Genomic DNA, 19,671 nt, shown 5'->3' on the forward strand with positions numbered 1-19,671 from the left:
CTAGCGCTATCCATTCTTCTGAACTCTGAAAGGGGAGATTTCTTTGGGGGACAAGGCAAGAACAGCAGTGATGAAAGGAGCATGCTCACCCGCTTTCTTCTTAAGAATGACCATTATGATTGCGTTGCTTGTCGGGATGCTTCCCTTAGCGCCTGCACAGGGGGAGTCGGCGGCAGCGTTACCTACGGAGGGTCCGAACTTGCTTCTCAACGGCAGCTTCGAACAAATAACGAACGGCTTACCCGCTTCGTGGAGTAAATGGATTGCAAGCGGTTATACCGGCAATCCGCAATTTACTCTAGATGAGAATACAGTCAAAAGCGGCAGCCGCTCTTTACGGATACAATCGGCTGAACCCGCGAGGGCAAGCATCAATCAGTCGATCCGCGTAGAACAGAATCAAAGCTACAGGTTAAGTGTTTGGGCCAAGCTGGATAACATCGTCTCAACGGATAGAGGAGTTGTTATGCGCTATCAATTTTTCGACGCTAACAACACGAAGATCGGAACCGATAACTATGTGGGCGCCCGAAAGGGAACGGCGGAGTGGGACCAAATTACGCATCAAGCGACCGTTCCTGCCGGTGCTGCCAGGATGCTGGTCGAGTATTTTCTATGGGCCGCTTCCGGAACCGTATGGTTTGATGATGCGCAGGTATCCAAGGTCATACCGATCACCGATAGAATCAGATCGGAGCATCCGCGGCTGCTGGCAACCTCCTCGGATTTTGCCGCCTTAAAGGATCGTATTGCGGCAGATCCCAGACTTCAATCCTGGTATGACAAACTATACGCTAAAGCCGAAACGATATTGACGGAGCCGGCTTCCATCTATGAAATTCCGGACGGCGTCAGACTATTGGCGGTGAGCCGCAAGGTGAAGGACCGCATTCAAACACTGGGCCTGATGTACCGTCTAACGAAGGATTCCCGGTTTGCCGAAAGAGCCTGGAAGGAGCTGGAGGCCGCAGGCAGGTTTAAGGATTGGAACCCAAGTCATTTTCTCGATACGGCGGAGATGACCTATGCCTTTGCCATCGGCTATGATTGGCTCTACGATTATTGGTCCGCCGAACGGAAACTGTTTCTCCGCGATGCCACGGTCAACAAGGGCTTCAACCCGGCGCTGGCCGGCTACAAAAGACCTGACTTTTGGGTGAATACAAGCAACAACTGGAATTTTGTAGTCAATGGGGGCATCGGCATGGGAGCTCTGGCTTTCGGAGATGAACCGGAGGTGAAGGCGCTTGCAGAGGATCTTCTCGGGCGCGGCTTCCAATCGCTGCCTAAGGCGCTGGCACAATGGGCTCCGGACGGAGGCTGGTATGAGGGACCCGGCTACTGGGCATATTCCGTCGAGTACGCCGGACTATATATGAAGGCGCTGAAGACAGCCGTTGGAACGGACTTCGGCTTGTCTCAAAGCCCTGGTTTTCCATTAAACGGAGATTTTCCGATCCATATGTCGGGGCCGATTAACATGACCTTTAACTTTGCGGATGCGGGCTCGGGTCTGCCTAATTCTCCCTCGCTGCACTGGTTCGGATCCGAATTCAATAAACCGGAATACGGCTGGTGGCAGGCCCAACGCGCAGACCTAAGCCCGTCGCCGCTTGATTTGCTCTGGTATGCTCCGAACGACTATCCCGGACCGCGTTCTTCCCATTTGCAGCTGGATAAATACTTCCGCAATGTGGAAGCTGTCTCTATGAGAAGCTCGTGGGAAGACCCGCGTGCCGTTTTTGCGGGCTTCAAGGGAACGAGCAAGGAAAAGAATCACAACAACCTCGATGCGGGTACGTTTGTGCTCGACGCACTAGGCGTGCGCTGGGCGCAGGAGCTAGGGGCCGACAACTACAACTTGCCGGGATATTTCGGCGGGGAACGTTGGACGTATTACAGGATGAGAGGCGAAGGCCAAAATGTTCTTGTGATCAACCCGGATGAAAGTCCTGATCAAGAACCCGCCGCTACCATCAGCATCAGCAAATTTGCTTCATCGCCTCAGGAGTCGTTTGCCGTTGCTGACCTGACACAAGCCTATGCGAAAAACGTGGTGAAAGCGGAACGCGGCATCCGCCTACTGGACCATCGACGCCAATTGCTGATCCAGGATGAAGTGCAGGCGAAATCCCCATCCGATGTGTGGTGGTTTATGCATACCGCTACCCAAATGGAGCAGATCGCACCTGACGGACAATGGGCTATGCTTAACAGTAACGGAAAACGGCTGTGGGCGCGCATTCTTTCCCCGTCTCAAGCCAAGTTCGTGGTGATGGATGCCGTACCGCTGCCAACGTCCCCCAACCCGGAAGGTCAAAATTCGAATGCGGGAATACGAAAGCTGGCTATTCATCTGGAGGATGTACAGGATCTGAGATTAGCCGTTCTGATGGTTCCGCTGCGCGAAGGGGAATCTCCGCCGGTGGAGCTGCCTCAGGTAATGCCGCTTTCCGAGTGGAATACACCTGCTGCAGAAGTATCTTTGTTACATTCGATTACCGTTGGCGGCAAACCTCTAGAAAGCTTCACGGCTGAGGCGTTCACCTATGACGTTAATCTGCCCGATGGAACGACGACAGCACCGATTGTGACAGCAGTTGCAGCTGATTCGAATGCTTCGGTTCACGTGCGGCAAGCTTCGGGAGTCCCGGGAACGGCTTGGATAAACGTATCGACTCCCAGCGGGGGTACCGGAACGTATCAAATTCATTTCCAGAGCAAGGTTAGTGTAGGAGCCGTTGGTTTGCCCGTTGCCGATGTAACGGCCAGCAGCGATGACGGCAATATCGCACTGAACACGATAGACGATGATTTGGACTCCCGATGGTCGGCAGAGGGGGATGGTGAGTGGATCCGCTACGCTCTGGGTGCCCCGAGCACCATACGCAGCGTATCCGTTGCCTGGTATAGAGGGAACGAGCGGACTTCCTCGTTTGATATTGAAGTCTCGGGCGACGGCGCTTTGTGGACACGGGTATTCAGCGGAAGAAGCAGCGGCATTACGACAGGACTGGAGAATTACGCTATCGGCGAGCATCAAGCACGCTATGTCCGTATTATCGGCCACGGTAATTCGCAAAATCAGTTCAACAGTATTACTGAGGTTCGTATATATGATCGCGTCGTGAGTGATCCACACAGGACACCTGAGTTAAAGAGCGTGTCCCTTTCTACGAATACTACCGGTCTAAAGGTATCGCAGTCCACCCGGCTGCAGCTCTCGGGAGCGATGAACACCGGAGAGTCCGCCGACCTAACCAGGGCTAAGGTGGAGTACTTCTCGAGCAACCCTGAAGTGGTATCGGTAAGCGGTGACGGGGTAGTGACGGCAGTCGGCGAAGGCAGCGCAAGGGTAGTAGCCGCCGTGACACTGGACGGTTACCTTAAGTTTGCGGGGCTGAACTTTACGGTAATGGACCCGCTGAACCGCGTATTTACTCCTGCTAAGGACACGTTCGCACGAGACGGGAGCTACGCCGACATAAACTATGGAAGCAGCGGCAATTTGACGGTCAAGAGGAGCAGTATAGGGTTTCAGCGTGAGGCTTTCCTTCAGTTTGATCTCGGAGATCTGACCGGTGACGTAGACTCAGCGGTGCTGTACCTCTACGGCAATGTTGCCGACAGCGCAGGGACGGAGATCGATAATACGGTTCGTGCGGTGGAAAACGATAGCTGGGCGGAAACCGGTCTGACCTGGAACAACCGGCCATCCACAGGCGCATCATTGGCAACGACAAGAGTCAATAGTCAGCCGGCATGGCGGGAGTTTGACATAACGGACTTTGTCAAAGCTCAGGCCGCTGGAGATCGCACGGCAAGTCTCGCGGTCATTCAAGAAACGGAACCCGGTTTAAGCACCAATTTCTACTCCAAGGAATCAGGTAAATTCAAACCATATCTGAAGGTGAAACTGCTTGATAGTCATGTCCCTGCTATTAGTGTAACGGGGATCACCTATGGGGGAAGCTACGCGAACAGCGTTACCCCGGTCATAACGGCCGAGGACGCGGAGACCGGCGTCAAGAGTTTGTCTATTACGGTTGACGGGAAGCCCCATGATTCCGGAACAAACATAACGGCCTTGGGGGTTCACGAGCTTACCGCAACCGCTGCGGATTATGCCGGCAATGTTTCGAACGTATCCGTAACCTTTGCTGTTTATGACCCGACGGCAGGACCGGTAACCGCGGCGGGATGGTTCAGTGCCGCCAATACGGAAACGGTCACCGGAAGCACTTACGGAAGCAAGGTACACTTACAGGCAAACCTCGGATATAACAGCTTGGGTCAGCCGGAAGGGAGCTTGCGAATTCACGATGAACCGCGTGGAATCCGGTTCGAGCTGCAGCAGATCAAGTTCCTGGTCATTGCAGAACAAACGATGAGCCTGGTTGGGACCGGAATCGGTACGGACGGCCAACAGTACCATGCGCAACTAGAGCTCTTGAATGACGCCGCGATGAACGGAAAGCCTAAACCTACGGTTTCTGTGTCCGTATGGCCAAAGGAACGCAGCACCCCTGTGATGGAGGCAACCAGCCGACAGTTCACAGGAAACATAACGTTTCATAAATAACCTTTCCCGGGCAATTCTTGGATGATCCGTTCATCTAAAGAATTGCCTTCTTTTTCATGAAGCCAGGCAACCGCAAAAAAACACTCAAACACAGAAAGGAATCCCATGCCGAATGGCCCGAAAGAACGTATGATGGAATCGAAGGAGGGAGAGGGCGTCATGAAGCTATGGACGAAAGAATGGTTTGCAGAGATCAACGAGAAGGCGGCTCGCTCCCATCGGACTCAAGATGTCAAAACGCAGTTGTTTAACCGATTGGATTCCGAGGCTGAAAGGCCGTTGAGTATTCCGCTAACGGGAGGCGGCTGGTACCATCGTTACGTATGTCCGAAGGACGGAACACGACTTACCTATAAGGCACGTGATAGGCATCTTTGCCCCAAATGCGGGGCGGTGTGGTCGGGTTCGCCTTGGGACGAATGCGGTGTCGACCTGGAGCATAGGCGGTATGCCGAATTAGCCAGAGATGCAGCTATCGGTTATGCCTTACAAGGGGAGCCGCTGTGGAGTCAGGTGGCAAAATCTATCGTGCTTTTTTATGCCGAACATTATGAACGGTATCCGCTGCACGATAAGCATGGCGGAGCGGGAAAGACGTCGGGCAAGGTGCACTGCCAGACATTAACCGAGGCCTCATGGATCGTTCCTATTGCTCATAGCTATCATATTCTTAAGGAGCACGGGCTATGGACGGCAGTGGAAGAGGAGCATTGCAGAAGAGGTCTGTTTCATAAGGTTCCGCCCCTTCTGCGGCAAAATCGGATGGGCATTTCCAATTGGCAGTCGTATCATAATGCAGCGTTAGCGGCTATTGCAGCAGCGACCTATGACGAAGAGCTGTTACACGAGGCGATATTCGATGAAAACAACGGCTTTTTGTTCCAAATGGAGCATTCACTCGATGAGGACGGCTTCTGGTACGAGGGGGCTTGGGGTTATCACCTTTATGCGTTGTACGCGCATGTCCAACTGGTGATGGCAGCAGATACATTCAATATGGATCTGAAGAATCATCCGCGGTTCAAGAAAATGTTTGAAATCCCATTGCTCGCGGCGATGCCGGATGGAATGCTTCCGGCCGTCCATGACTCGGAGAAGGTGAATCTGACGGGACGCGCCGCACTCTATGAATGCGCTTATGCGTGGTGGGGGCTGGGGACGGACCTGTTAAGCTTATCCAAGCGCGACAGCTTGTACAGCTTGCTGTTCGGTAAAGATTTGGATAGAGCTGCACCGGCAAACGCACATGACGAGAAGATTGTAGAAGGGCAGCAGAGCATTTCTGCCATTCACCTTAAGAAAACGGGAATGATCGTGCTTAAGGAAAACGGAAGCCGCCCTAGAGCACTTCTTCTGGATTACGGACAGCATGGAGGGGAGCACGGCCACTTCGATAAGCTGCATTATTCTTTCTTCTCGGAGGGGAAGGAATGGGTCACCGATGCCGGAATGCTTCCCTACGGACATCCGCTCCATTACAGCTGGTTCCGCCAAACGATAGCCCATAACGGGATCGTGATTAACGGAGCGTCCCAGCGGCCGACCGAAGGTCAATTAACGGTGAACGAGTATCGGAATGGAGCTTATATGCTGCAAGCGGAATCGAGCGAGGCCTATCAAGGCGTGAAGCTTCGCAGGACGCTGTTCCTGGAGAGCCGATTTCTGCTCGATATATGCGAGGCGAAATCGGAGGCTCCCGTCACCATGGACTGCTTTCTTCATTTGGAAGGCGAACCGGAACCGGCGGATCTGATCCGCTTGGGCAGGGAACCTGCCGAAGGCTTGACCGGAGCCGACGGATATTCGCATTTGCAGAACGGAATCAGATTAGCTGACTGGCAGCGAAGCTGGCTGATCCGTTGGCGCTCCGGATCAGGTACGGAGCATCCTCTAAGGATGTGGGGGATCGAGGAAGCTCCGGGAGTACAATCCTACATGTACGACACCCCGGCCATGCCGACAGTTGGGCATAGGAAAACGCTCGTGCGCCGGCAGCAGGCAGTAACTTACGGCCGCTTTATTACAGGTTTTAGCAGGGAACAGCAGGATATGGAGGAGGTGCTGACATGGCTACAACACAGACTGCCGATAAACTAGGGACGAGCACTCCTTGGAAACTGCAGCGGATTCGTTATATGTGGAAATATCGTACGTTATATTTTCTGGCGCTTCCGCCGATTTTGTATTTCGTTGTATTTAAATATATTCCCATGTTTGGTTCCATTATAGCCTTTAAGAACTACAATATTTTCAAAGGCATTCTGGACAGTCCCTGGGCCGGGATGGATCATTTTCGCGCGATGCTGGAGTATCCCGAATTTCGGCGAATCCTATCGAATACGCTGCTGATTAATTTATACGATCTGCTGCTGTCCTTTCCGGCGCCGATTGTGCTGGCTCTTCTTCTGAACGAAATTCGAAGCACGCTTTATAAGAAATGGGTGCAGACCGTCATCTACATGCCGCATTTTCTGTCCTGGGTTATCGTCAGCGGGATTGTCGTAGGCTTTCTCTCCCCTTCCTCAGGGATGTTCAACACCGTCCTCGGCTGGTTCGGCGCAGAGCCGATTTATTTCATGGGAGACAGCGCCTATATTCGTTCGATCATTATCGGTTCCGGCTTGTGGAGAGACATCGGCTGGGGGACGATTATTTATTTGGCGGCCTTGGCCGGTATTCATCCTGATCTGTATGAAGCGGCCGAAATCGACGGAGCAGGCCGGTTTCAGCAGACTGTGTCGATCACGCTTCCCGCGCTTCTTCCCACGATTGCCGTGTTATTCATGCTAAAAATCGGTCACTTTATGGATTTCGGATTTGAACGTGTGTTCGTTTTCCTCAACCCGTTAAACAGCCAAAATGGAGAAATTATCGATACCTACATTTATAAAGCGGGTCTCTTGGAGCAGCAGTACAGCTATACCACAGCGATCGGGTTGTTCAACTCCGTCCTGGGACTGCTGCTGGTTTTCTTGGCGAACCATCTGCATAAAAAAGCAACCGGTGAAAGCCTGTATTAGCCTGTATTAAAAGGAGAGTGATTGCATATGCGAAGGGGAAGTTCAGGCTATCGGTTGTTTCTGAGAGCGAACAACATTCTGTTATTCTTACTAAGTCTCGTGATGTTCCTGCCGATGGTCAATATTGTGGCCAAATCCTTCAGCGACAGCAAAGCGATAGAATCGGGAAGGGTTGGCTTGTTTCCCGTAGATTTTTCGTTAACGAATTATGAGTTCGTATTGATGGATACCGCGATCTGGCGGTCCTTCGGGATTACGGTATATATTACGGCAGTAGGCACGCTGATTAACCTGATCATGACCGCGATGCTGGCCTACCCGTTATCCCGGCAAGAATTCGTTGGCCGCAAGTATATACTGCTCATGGTGCTCTTTACCATGATCTTCTCGGCACCGCTCATTCCGAATTTTTTATTGATTCGTCAATTGGGTCTAATGGATTCCTTATGGGCTCTTCTGCTGCCCGGGGCGGTAAGCGCCTTTAACTTTTTCGTCATGCGATCCTTCTTTTTGCAAATCCCGGCTGAGCTCATTGACTCGTCCCGAATCGACGGCTGCGGCGAAACACGGATACTCTGGAACATCATTGTTCCGTTATCCAAGCCTGCCATGGCGACAGTGGGCATTTTCTACGGGGTAACGCATTGGAACACCTATCAATCTGCGATCTATTACATTAATGACAAAAGCTTACAGCCCTTGCAGGTCAAGCTTCGGGAGATGATCGTGTCCGACAACATGAACTCCAGTTCCGGAGCACATCTGTTCGATGCCGCTCTGCTGGCTTCCCCCGAGGGCATCAAAATGGCCACCATCGTGGTAGCCACACTTCCGATTATTGCGATTTATCCTTTTCTGCAGCGTTATTTCATTAAAGGGATGCTGCTTGGTTCCGTAAAGGCATAAGCCTCCCGAAACCGCCGAAACATTAGAAGCCTATGAAGATACTGTAAAAAAAAACGGATTCACAGCAAAATATCCTTAAGACAGCTGCGATCATTCCAGTATACTGGATTCATCGGCAGCATCATTAAAGAAAAGGGGTTACGAAAGCATGAAACCAACCGTATCAGCCGTTCTTGCCGCTACTCTGGGGTTATCCGTGCTGGCAGGATGTTCAACCACTGCGAAGGATAGTACCCAAACGGGAACCGGTGAAGAAGGTAACAAGGGGCGCACGCCCATCTCCATGTCCATTCGGATCCTAAACGGTCCTCCGGAGTTCAGCCAGAACATAAATGAAGAGAAATGGCTGAAGAAGATGGAGGAGCTGGCTAACGTCGATTTGACCTTAAAGCCGATGCCTCATAAAGAGTTCGATCAGAAGATGGCGCAAATGTTCGCCACCAATGACATTCCCGATGTGGTGCAGGGGTATACCTTGACCGGAAAGGACATGGGAGGCTCCGTAGAAGCGGGGATTTTCATGCCGCTGGATGAGCTGCTTCAGAAGCATGCGCCGAACCTGATGAAGAAGATTCCGAAGGAAGCGTGGGAAGGCGTGAAATACAACGGGAAAATTTATGCCATCCCCGATGTATTGAATCATACCAGCCGGCGCGGAACCTACATTCGAATGGATTTGCTTAAGAAAACGGGATTGCCCGTTCCCAAGACGGTAGATGAGTACATTACGGTGCTGCGTGCCTTTAAGAAGCTCGGAGTAGAGCATCCGTACGCCGGCCGGGAAAATTTAAAATATTCCGACGTGTTCTTCGGTGCCTATGACGTATACCCTTACAACAGAATGTACGAGAAGCAGGGAGACCAAATACTTCCGAAATTTATGGACATCGAGAACATGAGCCAAGCGATTCAAACGTATAAAACAATGTTTGATGAAGGGCTTATCAGTAAAGAATTTGCCACGACCAACGGAACCATCTGGAAGAACAGCATCAACGCAGGAAAAGCCGGAATATGGAATTCCAACAGCAATGAGCTTGACACGTTTGTTAGAGAAATCAGAGCATCCGTACCCGATGCCGAGGTAGCGCTGATCCCTTCGCCGGTAGGTCCTGACGGAAAAGGCGGACAGATGGTGTATGATTCCGTGCTTCGAAGCCATTTTATCAACGCCAAGACGAAGCATGCCGTGGAAATTGTGAAGTTTTTCGATTGGATGATTTCGGATGAAGCTGTGAAGTTCTTTAACTTCGGTATTGAAGGCGAGAACTACACCATGGACAACGGAAAGATGAATTATAAGTATCCGACGGACAAAGCCGGTCTGGACGATCAGGGGATGCGCGGCTTCTTCAGCTTCATTAAGGACCCGACCTTCAAGGATGGTGTGGAGACGTTGACGCCGGAGGGACAAAGAACGAAGGAGCAGCAAATCAATATTGTGGATAAGGAAGGCCGTAACGGGATCAGCTTTAATCCTGAGCTGAAGTACAGAACCCCGGATGTGGCTCCGAAATTCGATGAGCCCGCGCCGATCATCCTGCAAGGCATTATCCAAATGATCTATGGAAAACGTCCTCTCTCCGATCTGCCGAAGGTCATTGAGGAGTGGAAGACGAAGGGCGGCAATGACTTGATCAAGGAAGCGACCGATCGATATAATAAGAAAGAAGGTGTCATTGTCCCTTAATCGAAAGGCGGTGCTCGTGCAATGTGGAACATAGTGGTAACGGATGACGAACCGATCATCGCCCGCACGGTGGCTAAGCTGCTTGCTCAAGGCCAATATAGCGAGCGCTTACATATTCGAACGGCCAAGAACGGAGCGGAAGCGCTTCAGCTGATGGAACAGGAGATTTGCCACATTTTATTTACCGACATTCGCATGCCGGTAATGGACGGTCTGGAGCTGACCCGAAGGGTTCGGGAGCAATACCCATCAACCTTAACCGTGGTCATTTCCGGCTATGGCGACTTCCATTATGCTCAACAGTGCATGCAGCATGGCGTAAAGGAATATCTGCTCAAGCCTCCCTCTAAGGAAGAGCTGAACCGTCTTCTGGGCAAGCTGGTCGGTGAGCTGGAGAACGCCTGGCCGGCGCCTGCTTCCATTACGATCATAGACACCTGGTCGGAACGGTTGGCCGAGGCGATCTGGTCGCAAGATCATCGGCTTATCGATACCCTTGTTCAAGAGCTGATTGAGCACGGAAGAGCCTTCTGTTATACTCCGGCGCAAACCGGCGTTTTCATCGAAGAAAGCTGCGGACTGCTTCTACGAAAAATTAATGCACGCGGGATATATTCACTGCAGGAAGAGGAGTTTGTCGATACATCCGCTGTTGAGGAGCCTATGGAAAGACTCAGGCAGCGTATCGCTTTTCTATCCGAATGGATTATGACTAAGCGAAGGGGGAATGCGAAGGATCCGATTGAGGAAGCGAAGACCTACATTGATCACCATCTGGCGGATGAAGCGGACCTGGAGGAGGTAGCGGAAATACTGGGCATTAGCGCGACTTACTTCAGTCATCTGTTCAAGCAGAGAACCGGTGAGACCTTCGTTAAGTACAGGATGAGGAAACGACTGGAACGGGCCAAGCTGCTGCTGGAGCTTCCCCAATACCGCATTACGGACGTCTCGATGGAGGTTGGATATACGGACCCGACTCATTTTTCCAAGCTTTTCAAAAAATATAACGGCCTGACTCCCTCCGAATACAGAGAAAAGCTGGGCATTTCATGAGAATCGGAAAAAGCTTGGCCGCTAGAGTTTATCTTGGTGTAATTTTGGTTACATTGCTTGCCATTTTTCTCTTGGGTGTCGGCTCCTATCTGCGCTCCTCCGGTGAACTGGAGGAGCAAACGGGGCAATATTTGCGTCAGATGGTTCGCACGGCGGCCCACCAGACGGACTTGTATTTCAAAACCTATGAATATGCCGCTACCACTTTGCTTATCAATACGGATTTGCGCCGTTTTTTCGAGATAGATAAGAGTGATTACGATTACGTCCATTATTACAGTCAGGTTCGGCGCTACGCGCTTCAGCCTACTCTTACCTTCTATCCTCAGATCAATTTCATCGCGGTCATCGGAGAAGACGGCAGGTATATTGCCGAGCAGCGGGAAGGGACATTTGTTCCGCAGCCCTCCGCGATTGCTTCGCATTACCGTTATTTAATCGATCAGATCGGTCCTGCGAATCGTCCAGCCATCATCCATCATGGCATTAGCTCAGTGGATGATAGGGCCATGATTACCATTGCCAGTAAGGTGAGGGAGCTTCGGAGTCTTCGCGATTCCGGAGTAGTGACCATGGAAATTAGAGCAAGTGAGCTCTCCCAGCTTTGGGCGAAGGTAGATCTTGGCGAAAAGGGGTTTTTCTTCATCGCAGATAAGCAAGGGAAGCTCATCTACCATCCGGACGAAGCGCTTATCGGCACTTTGTTGGATGAGAGACTCCTAACGGACACTCCTGATGAAGGCCCAGTCATGAAGGTCAAAGGAATGGACAGGATCTTCGTGTCAGCCGTATCCGAATATACGGGATGGAGATTATTCGTATCTTTGCCTGTTGAGGACGTAACCCGGCCGGTTTCCAATATTCGTCAAAGCACCCTCTGGGTGGGATTATTCGCATTGGTGGCGACCGCCTTTGTTGCCTTCCGTTTTGCCTCCTCCGTAACGAAGCCGATCCAAAAGCTTCGTTCTGCCATGAGACAAACGGAGCTGGATAGCTGGCAGCCCATCGCCCTGCCTGAACGCCAGGATGAGATCGCTCAGCTGTACCAAAGCTATAATCATATGGTGACACGTCTTGCTGCGATGGTAGATACCGTTTATAAAGAGAAGATGGAGCGGCAAACGGCGGAGTTCCAAGCCTTGCAGCTGCAGATCAATCCGCATTTCCTCTACAATACCTTAACGGCTGTATACGGTTACGCCGTGGAGCAGGAAGCTGAAGAAATTGCGGAAATGTCCCGAGCCTTATCCTTCATGTTCCGTTATGCGGTGCAAACGAATCTGGAGGAAATCACGGTTGCCAATGAGCTTAACCATGTACTGAATTTCATGATCATCATGAATCATCGCAACCAGCAGGAATTTGAGTTGGAGGTGCTCATTCCTCCGTCACTGCTGCTCGAGCACATGGTCCGGCTTACTCTGCAGCCGTTAGTTGAGAATTGCTTACAGCATGCCTTTCCCGAGGGGATTGCAAGCGGTCATTATATCCGTATTGATGCGAAGATACAGGAACGTTGTTTTCTCGTGACCGTTGAGGACAATGGGATCGGCGTCCGGCGTGAACGCCTTGCTGAGATTCAAGCCCGCCTTGCAGAGAATCGCTTGGGAGGGCAGGGCGCAACCGGTTATACCGGGGGGATCGGGCTCATGAATGTTCATCGCAGAATCCAAATGGTCTTCGGCGAACAATACGGGCTGCGAATCGACAGTACGTATGGGGCAGGAACAACAATTACTCTTGTCATGCCCAAACAGGTTGATAAGCTCAGGAGATAGTTCTAAGAACCGTGGGACTATCTCGGGTATCAATCACCACATTATGAAAGCGTTTACATTAATTTGATATAACATTTATTACGAGAGGGGATTTGATTTTCAATGAAAAAGAAGAAGTTGGCGCTACCCGCTTTGGCACTGTCTCTAACGATGCTGGCCTCCGCTGCATGCTCTACCCAAGAGCCGGCTGCCACCAAGGATGCGGAGGCTCCGGTCTCAAGTAAGTTTACCGAACCTGTCGAGCTGTCTTTCTACCACAACGCGGGGATAACCGAGGAGCAGTTCGAAGCCCAATTCGGCAGCTATATCAAGCAAAAGCTCCCTAATGTAACGGTGAAATTCGTTCCTAAGGACAAGAACGTGCAGTTGAGTGAAATGATTACCAGCGGAACGACCAAAATTGATATTTTTATCGATTCCATCGGTCAGATTGGGTTAAAAGGCTCCTTGTTAGATATTGGCCTCCAGCAAGACATTTCGGATTTAGTGAAAAAGCACAATGTCGATTTGAACCGGTTTGAGCCCAGTACCATCGAGGCCATTAAGGTCATGGGCGGATTATATGGTCTTCCGATCAGCAACAGTACGATGGTTATCATGTACAATAAAGACATCTTCGACAGGTTCGGCGTGGAGTATCCGAAGGACGGCATGACTTGGGAGGAGTTATCCGATCTTTCCCAGAAGCTGACCCGCAGTGACGGAGGCGTTAATTACGTGGGGTACTCGACTTCGATCAACCATTACTTACGGATGAATCCGCTCTCCCTAGTGAATGTCGATGCACAAAGCAAACGGGCCTCGCTCGATAACGAGCAATGGAAGCGTCTCATGCAGGAAACGATTCTAAATCCGATGAAAGCGGAAGGCTACAAAACGGTTGCCGCAGAGCTTAGCAAGCAGTGGTACAAGATCCCTTACATGGACGAGTTTAATAAAATACGAAACGTAGCCATGTTCTCCTTCATTTATGCAGATTATCCGTGGCTTAAGGACATGAACTACGATCTGGTGTCGCTCCCTTCGTTTAAGGATCGCCCGAAGGTAGGGGCCCAATCCTATCCGACCTATATGTTTCCGACGTCAACAACGGAGCATAAAGACGCAGCTATGGAAGTGATCAAGCTCTTTATCTCCGATGAATATCAAACGAATTTCTCCAAGACAGGCGGAATCACTACGCTGAAAAACGATGCCATTAAGCAGGTATTCGGACAAGAGACGCAGATGAAGGACAAAAATATGAAAAACGCCGTTTTCTACAATCAATTCGCACCTGCTACCGTGAAAACGAAATATGATACCTTCGTTGAAGAAGCCATTCGCGGTCAAATAACGAAGCTCATTACCGGGGAAACCGATCTGAACACGGCAATACGTACCGCAGAGGAGAACGTGAACAAAAAGATCGAGTCGGAAAACAAGTAAAGGGAAAGCGGACGGATGAAGGTGATGACAACAGCAGGTATACGACTCTCTCTTGTGGTTTTATTCGCTATGATCGCAGCTTCCTGCACAAGTCAAGGGGAGCATGACTCCAAGTGGAGGAGCGCTTTATATCCTAAGGACTGGAAGCCGGGCTTTAAGGATGCGGACGGACGATTCCTGCACGATTTCCCCTATGCGGGCTACCGCAAAGGGGAGAAGCCCCTTCCGGCGAAGCCTCCTGGTAAAACGTACAATGCTTTGGATTTCGGTGCCGATCCGACAGGGCTAAACGATTCCACCGAAGCCATTCAAAAGGCGCTGGATCAAGCGGGAGCGGACGGCGGGGGCGTCGTTTATTTGCCGGCCGGTACCTACTCGGTGCGACCGCCCAAGAATCAAGATTGCTCCTTGTGTATTCGCCATAACGGCGTAGTGCTGCGCGGGGACAGCAAAAGCTCCACCTTCATTACTAACGAAGAAACCGTGCTGCGCGGGAAGAAAGTTGTACTCATTGCACCAAAGAGTGGAGGCGATTGGCATCAACCGACGGGAAAGAAAACCCCCTTATCCAAGGATGTCCTTGAGCCGACAACGACGATTCCGCTTGAATCGACCGAAGGGCTGAAAAAAGGAGATTACGTTGTCCTTCATTCCAGCGCTTCGGAAGCCTTCATCGCTGAGCATGGCATGGCGGGTAAATGGGACAGCAGCCTCAAAGGGCCGACATTTTATAGACAAATCGTGCAGGTGGATAGCAAAAGCAAGGAGATCACCATTGATATTCCTACCCGCTATGCTCTCAAAACGCGGGACGGGGCAGCGGTCTACCGTGTGAGTCAGCCGATCGAGGAAGCGGGCATTGAGCAGCTGTCCATCGGTATGCGGCAAAACGAAAAAAACGGGTGGGGAGACTTGGACTACCAGAAAAACGGCACAGGAGCGTATGAAGTTCACGCCTCCAAGCTGGTACAGTTTCGCCATGCGCTGAATTGCTGGATGAACGAGGTCGATTCCTACCGCCCCAAGGGCAATAAAGATGATGTTCATACCTTGTCGGATGCGGTGGAAATTTACAAATCCCGTTCGATCACGATACGAAACAGTACCATGCAAAATCCGCAATATAAGGGAGAAGGCGGCAACGGATATGGCTTTATCCTTGCCGGAAGCGATAGTCTCATTGTTGGAAGTAACGCTGTAAAAAGCCGTCATGGCTTTAATTTCAAAAGCATGTGGACCAGCGGGAATGTCGTGCTCCGCAGCACGTCGGTTGAGCCCAGACTAGCCAGCGACTTCCATATGCATCTGAGTATGGTCAATCTGTTGGATAACATGACGCTGGACCGCGACTTTCTTGAGGCCAAGTACCGGCCTTACGGCACCGTCTTGCACGGACATACAACCAGCCAATCCGTATTCTGGAACACGAACGGGGTACAGTATATGAACGGCAAAACCCATATCATCGAGTCCAAGCAGTTTGGGCATGGTTACGTCGTTGGCACGAGAGGTCCGGCGAGTCAAGTGCTGACGAAGATTTCCGGGACGGATGCTTCCATGCCGGAGGATTTCGTGGAAGGCGTGGGGCAGGGAGAGCAATTGGAGCCGCAATCCTTATATATTGACCAGTTGAAGCGCAGAGGCTTCGGGTTTAAAGAGTAAGCCGGTCAAAAAGCAGAGGCTATCCTCAGGTCAGTTTGGACCTTTGGATAGCCCCTTTCAGTGCCATACCTAGGAGATGAAGGTGAGGACAAGATAAAGGGCGGTTCCCCACATAATGCAAGCGGATGTTTTGTTCAATCCCGTCATGAGCTTTCCGGATTGATCAAGTCTGCCGACTTGTTTACCGGCAAAGGCCAATGAGAAAAACCATATCCAAGATACTACGATGCAGGCGCAAGTGAATATTACTTTTTCCATGCCTGAATAGGATAAGGAATTGGTTCCAATGACGCCGATCGTGTCCATGATGGCATGCGGGTTAAGAAGAGAAACGGATGCCGCAAAGGCGATTTGCTTGCCTGGAGTAAGCGCGCTTGCCGTGTCGGAAGATGCGTTAGGCTTGCTTTTCCACGTAACGAAGCCCATATAGAGCAAAAAAACGATGCCCGTCGCCAGCAGCGCCGCTTTAATCCAATATACGCCAAGAACAATAACGGAGACCCCAAGTACAGCTAATGAAATAAGAACCGTATCGCAAACGGCGGCAGTAATGACAACAGGCATTGCTCTAAGCAGCCTGGGCTGCACAGCTCCCTGGTTAAAAACAAAAACATTCTGCACACCTAGGGGCAGGATCAGACCGAAAGCCAAGAAAATGCCGTGAAGAATCGCACTCGCCATGGATGAACTACTTCCCTTTCCTTAATGAGTTAGCACTTATCGTATAATGCCAATATACTAGTGTACCTGTATGGGAAAGTCAATCGATTTTCGGACTAACACGTAATAAGCACTCCATGCTGACATGGAGTGCTTATTTGCACAATATGCATTAATATATATCATTCTATGATGACAATTCGCGTAATTCGATAATAGGCGCAACCTCGCTAAAGTGATAAGGAACCGTCCAGCCGTTTTCCAATTCCACCGTATAGGGGAACGAGCTGCTAATGTCAACCTGAAGAATTTTTCCGGTAATCTCGCCGTGATAGGGAGCGGCCAAGATGCGGACCTGGCTTCCTTTTTGTATTTTGCGGACATTTCCCAATTCCCACATCTCCTTCCGGCAAATCTACCCCAAAGGAATTCGTTACTTTATGTGAATTTGTGTCCGTAGCGGAATTGCATACCGGTGACGACCTTATGAACATAAGAGGGAATTGCAGGGAAGCCGGCGAAATAAAGAGGCGAAGCGGTTGTTGCAAGCCGGAGGGGGCAGTGGAGTGGAAATCACCATTCAGGCGTTAAAATACGGGGACCGGCTGCATTATGAATGGAAAGCGACGGTTCTCGAGCAAACCGAGTCCTATATCATTGTGTTGGCTAAGAAAGGGAGAGAGCTGCATCACCATACCAAGCAGAGGGTGTTCACGGTACCTCATTGGACGATTGAATTTTTTCCTTTCGATTCCTGGTTTACCGTAAGTGCCGATATCGTAGACGGGCAGGTAAAGCAGTATTATTGTAATATCAACGAGCCGGCCAAATTATCGGGAGAAAAGGTGTCCTTCGTCGATTTGGATCTGGATTACGTGTATCGAAGCGGGGAATGGCGTGTAGTGGATGAGGATGAATTCGAGACCCATGCGGTTTTATTCGGTTATCCGGAGTGGTTGATACATAAAGCAAGGGCGGAGTTAGTTCAGCTTCAGCAACGGGTTCAAAGCAACCGGTTTCCATTTGACGGGACCCTAGAGGCATTCATTGCCTGTATCCCTGAAGAAACATGAACCGATTCCGCAAATCATTCAACCTATCCAAGCGGGAAAACAGGAGGTACAATGTAAGAATGGAATGGAACTACTGATCACTTGCGTGAAGGGAGCGAATGAGCTTGCATAGAAAACAGGTTTTTTCCGGTTCTCCTTGGGAACCCATTGTCGGCTACTGCCGGGCGATCCGTGTGGGCAACCGAATTGAAGTGGCTGGAACGACAGCGATGAAGGACGGAGATGTTGTCGGCGTCGGAGACCCTTACAAGCAAACGAAATGTATTCTGCAAACGATTGGGAACGCTCTGCTTGAATTGGGAGCCGAGCCTCGGCACGTCGTGAGAACACGGATGTTTGTTACGGATATTACGAAGTGGGAAGAGATCGGCAGGGCACACGGCGAATTTTTCAAAAATATTCAACCGGCTTCAACCATGGTGGAGGTCAAAGCGCTGATCGATCCGCGGCTGCTGGTGGAGATCGAAGCGGAAGCGATCGTAGAGTAAAGCAGTGAGTGCAAAGGCAATACGCCGGCCACATTGCCCATTGGAGGAAACGATGCGAAAAACAACCTTGATAGTTACCGGTTATTATGCTTTTATCTTTATGGCGCTGGGAGCGTTTGCTTCTTATATTAGCCTTTATTATGTGCATTTGCAGCTTACGACAGCGGATATCACATGGCTAACTACGATGGGCTCCGTTGTGGCTATTCTGCTGCAGCCGGTGTGGGGCACCGTTGGCGACCGCGCACGAACAAAGAACCAAATTTTGCTTATGGCGCTTGCAGGGGCGGGATTGGCCGTGTGGTTATTTCCTCTTGCCGCACAATCGCTATGGATGCTGATGCTGGCCGTGGTGGTTTTCTACGCGTTTCAATGTGCCGTGAACCCGCTTAGCGATACCATTGCATTGGAGCAATCGGCCAAAGGTTTGTTCCAATTCTCCCGTGTGCGCATGGCGGGATCGGTCGGTTATGCCATCATGGCAGCGGTGGCGGGATGGCTCTTCTCGAGAAATATTGAGCTGATGTTTCCGCTCTTTTCCGTATTTATGATCGGGGCATGGGTATTAGCATTTTTTGTTCCTAAGGTCGAAGGACATCAGCGCGGCAAGCCGAAGGTCAATCCGCTTATTATGCTTCGAAATCGAAACTTGGTCGTTATTTACGCGTACAGTTTTATTATTTCTACGACCCTCGGGTACTTCTATGCGTTTCAATCGGTGTACAGCTTCGAACAGGGCATCAGCATGGGGTGGATCGGGCTAGGCATTATGATCGGATGCGTTCTGGAGCCTTTGTTTATTTTACTGTTCAATCGAATGTATCAGGGAGCGGGTATCCGCAGTGTGCTTTTGCTGGTCGGGATGATTGCCGTGCTGCGCTGGATCCTGTTCGCGGTAGGGGTTAATCAGGTCACGTATCTCGTGATTTGGGCGCTGCACGGGGGCACCTACATTATCCTCTATCTGGCGCTTGCTGAATTTGTTGCGAAGCATGTACCTGCGGAGCTGAGAGCCGGTGGACAAACGATGAATGCGGTCGTCATGGGGGCCAGCCGTGTCGCGGGCTCTCTCTTCGGCGGTCTGTATGCGGCGGCTTACAGCCTTCAGTCCGCTTTCATGGTTTGCGCGGTAATATGTGCCGCAGCACTCCTTGTGCTCTATAAGTGGGGGAAAATCAACAAGGAGCAGCCGGCGATAGGGATTCACGGGGATTCATAAGGGGGCTGCTCCCGGGGGGTTGCCAAGTAAAGGTTCATTATAACGAAGAATTCCTTTGCGTCGATTGCTTACGGAAGGTAAGCTGAAAGGTGGCTTGTATTTTTTATTC

At 50.8% G+C, this 19,671-nt stretch carries 14 protein-coding genes; 12 read left to right on the plus strand and 2 right to left on the minus strand.

From position 1 onward, the window contains the following. The first annotated feature begins 106 nt into the window (after nucleotides 1-106). From RAC89_RS23705 to RAC89_RS23745, 9 genes are all read left to right on the plus strand, one after another. A complete protein-coding gene (locus RAC89_RS23705) occupies nucleotides 107-4,582 on the plus strand; it encodes a CBM96 family carbohydrate-binding protein (protein WP_306616224.1) in 4,476 nt (1,491 codons plus the stop codon). A 159-nt stretch (nucleotides 4,583-4,741) separates the two neighbouring features. Beyond that, nucleotides 4,742-6,679, plus strand: coding sequence for a heparinase II/III domain-containing protein (locus RAC89_RS23710; protein ID WP_306616225.1), 1,938 nt, complete (start codon nucleotides 4,742-4,744; stop codon nucleotides 6,677-6,679). Next, complete coding sequence (locus RAC89_RS23715; RefSeq protein ID WP_306616226.1) at nucleotides 6,649-7,602, plus strand: ABC transporter permease; 954 nt, start codon at nucleotides 6,649-6,651, stop codon at nucleotides 7,600-7,602. Before RAC89_RS23710 ends, RAC89_RS23715 begins: the two co-directional genes overlap by 31 nt. Nucleotides 7,603-7,629: 27 nt before the next feature. Beyond that, on the plus strand, nucleotides 7,630-8,508 hold the full coding sequence (locus RAC89_RS23720; RefSeq protein WP_306616227.1) for a carbohydrate ABC transporter permease: 879 nt from the start codon (nucleotides 7,630-7,632) through the stop codon (nucleotides 8,506-8,508). 148 nt (nucleotides 8,509-8,656) lie between these two features. Beyond that, on the plus strand, nucleotides 8,657-10,198 hold the full coding sequence (locus RAC89_RS23725; protein ID WP_306616228.1) for an extracellular solute-binding protein: 1,542 nt from the start codon (nucleotides 8,657-8,659) through the stop codon (nucleotides 10,196-10,198). A 21-nt stretch (nucleotides 10,199-10,219) separates the two neighbouring features. Continuing rightward, complete coding sequence (locus RAC89_RS23730; RefSeq protein WP_306616229.1) at nucleotides 10,220-11,254, plus strand: helix-turn-helix domain-containing protein; 1,035 nt, start codon at nucleotides 10,220-10,222, stop codon at nucleotides 11,252-11,254. Continuing rightward, nucleotides 11,251-13,032 carry a cache domain-containing sensor histidine kinase gene (locus RAC89_RS23735; protein WP_306616230.1) on the plus strand — a complete coding sequence of 594 codons (1,782 nt, stop codon included), beginning with the start codon at nucleotides 11,251-11,253 and terminating at the stop codon, nucleotides 13,030-13,032. Before RAC89_RS23730 ends, RAC89_RS23735 begins: the two co-directional genes overlap by 4 nt. A gap of 102 nt (nucleotides 13,033-13,134) precedes the next feature. Continuing rightward, a complete protein-coding gene (locus RAC89_RS23740) occupies nucleotides 13,135-14,460 on the plus strand; it encodes an ABC transporter substrate-binding protein (RefSeq protein ID WP_306616231.1) in 1,326 nt (441 codons plus the stop codon). Between the two features lie 54 nt (nucleotides 14,461-14,514). Beyond that, entirely contained in the window at nucleotides 14,515-16,122 is a 1,608-nt protein-coding gene (locus tag RAC89_RS23745; RefSeq protein WP_306616232.1) for a glycosyl hydrolase family 28-related protein, read from the plus strand. A 69-nt stretch (nucleotides 16,123-16,191) separates the two neighbouring features. On the opposite strand, the gene RAC89_RS23750 is transcribed toward RAC89_RS23745, so the two are convergent. Both RAC89_RS23750 and RAC89_RS23755 read right to left on the minus strand, forming a co-directional pair. Beyond that, entirely contained in the window at nucleotides 16,192-16,803 is a 612-nt protein-coding gene (locus tag RAC89_RS23750; protein ID WP_306616233.1) for a LysE/ArgO family amino acid transporter, read from the minus strand. Between the two features lie 166 nt (nucleotides 16,804-16,969). Further along, nucleotides 16,970-17,173, minus strand: a complete 204-nt coding sequence (locus tag RAC89_RS23755; RefSeq protein ID WP_306616234.1) for a hypothetical protein — start codon at nucleotides 17,171-17,173, stop codon at nucleotides 16,970-16,972. A gap of 175 nt (nucleotides 17,174-17,348) precedes the next feature. Here RAC89_RS23755 and RAC89_RS23760 point away from each other — a divergent pair, with 175 nt between their 5' ends. The 3 genes from RAC89_RS23760 (at nucleotide 17,349) to RAC89_RS23770 (ending at nucleotide 19,562) form a co-directional block, all read left to right on the plus strand. Next, on the plus strand, nucleotides 17,349-17,855 hold the full coding sequence (locus tag RAC89_RS23760; protein WP_306616235.1) for a DUF402 domain-containing protein: 507 nt from the start codon (nucleotides 17,349-17,351) through the stop codon (nucleotides 17,853-17,855). A gap of 104 nt (nucleotides 17,856-17,959) precedes the next feature. Then, complete coding sequence (locus tag RAC89_RS23765) at nucleotides 17,960-18,343, plus strand: RidA family protein (protein ID WP_284645415.1); 384 nt, start codon at nucleotides 17,960-17,962, stop codon at nucleotides 18,341-18,343. A 52-nt stretch (nucleotides 18,344-18,395) separates the two neighbouring features. Continuing rightward, the gene (locus RAC89_RS23770) at nucleotides 18,396-19,562 is read left to right on the plus strand and encodes an MFS transporter (RefSeq protein ID WP_306616236.1); all 1,167 of its coding nucleotides are present in this window, start codon (nucleotides 18,396-18,398) and stop codon (nucleotides 19,560-19,562) included. Nucleotides 19,563-19,671: the final 109 nt, after the last annotated feature.

This window comes from Paenibacillus sp. GD4 (genome assembly GCF_030846225.1).
Taxonomy (GTDB): Bacteria; Bacillota; Bacilli; order Paenibacillales; family NBRC-103111; genus Paenibacillus_G; species Paenibacillus_G silviterrae.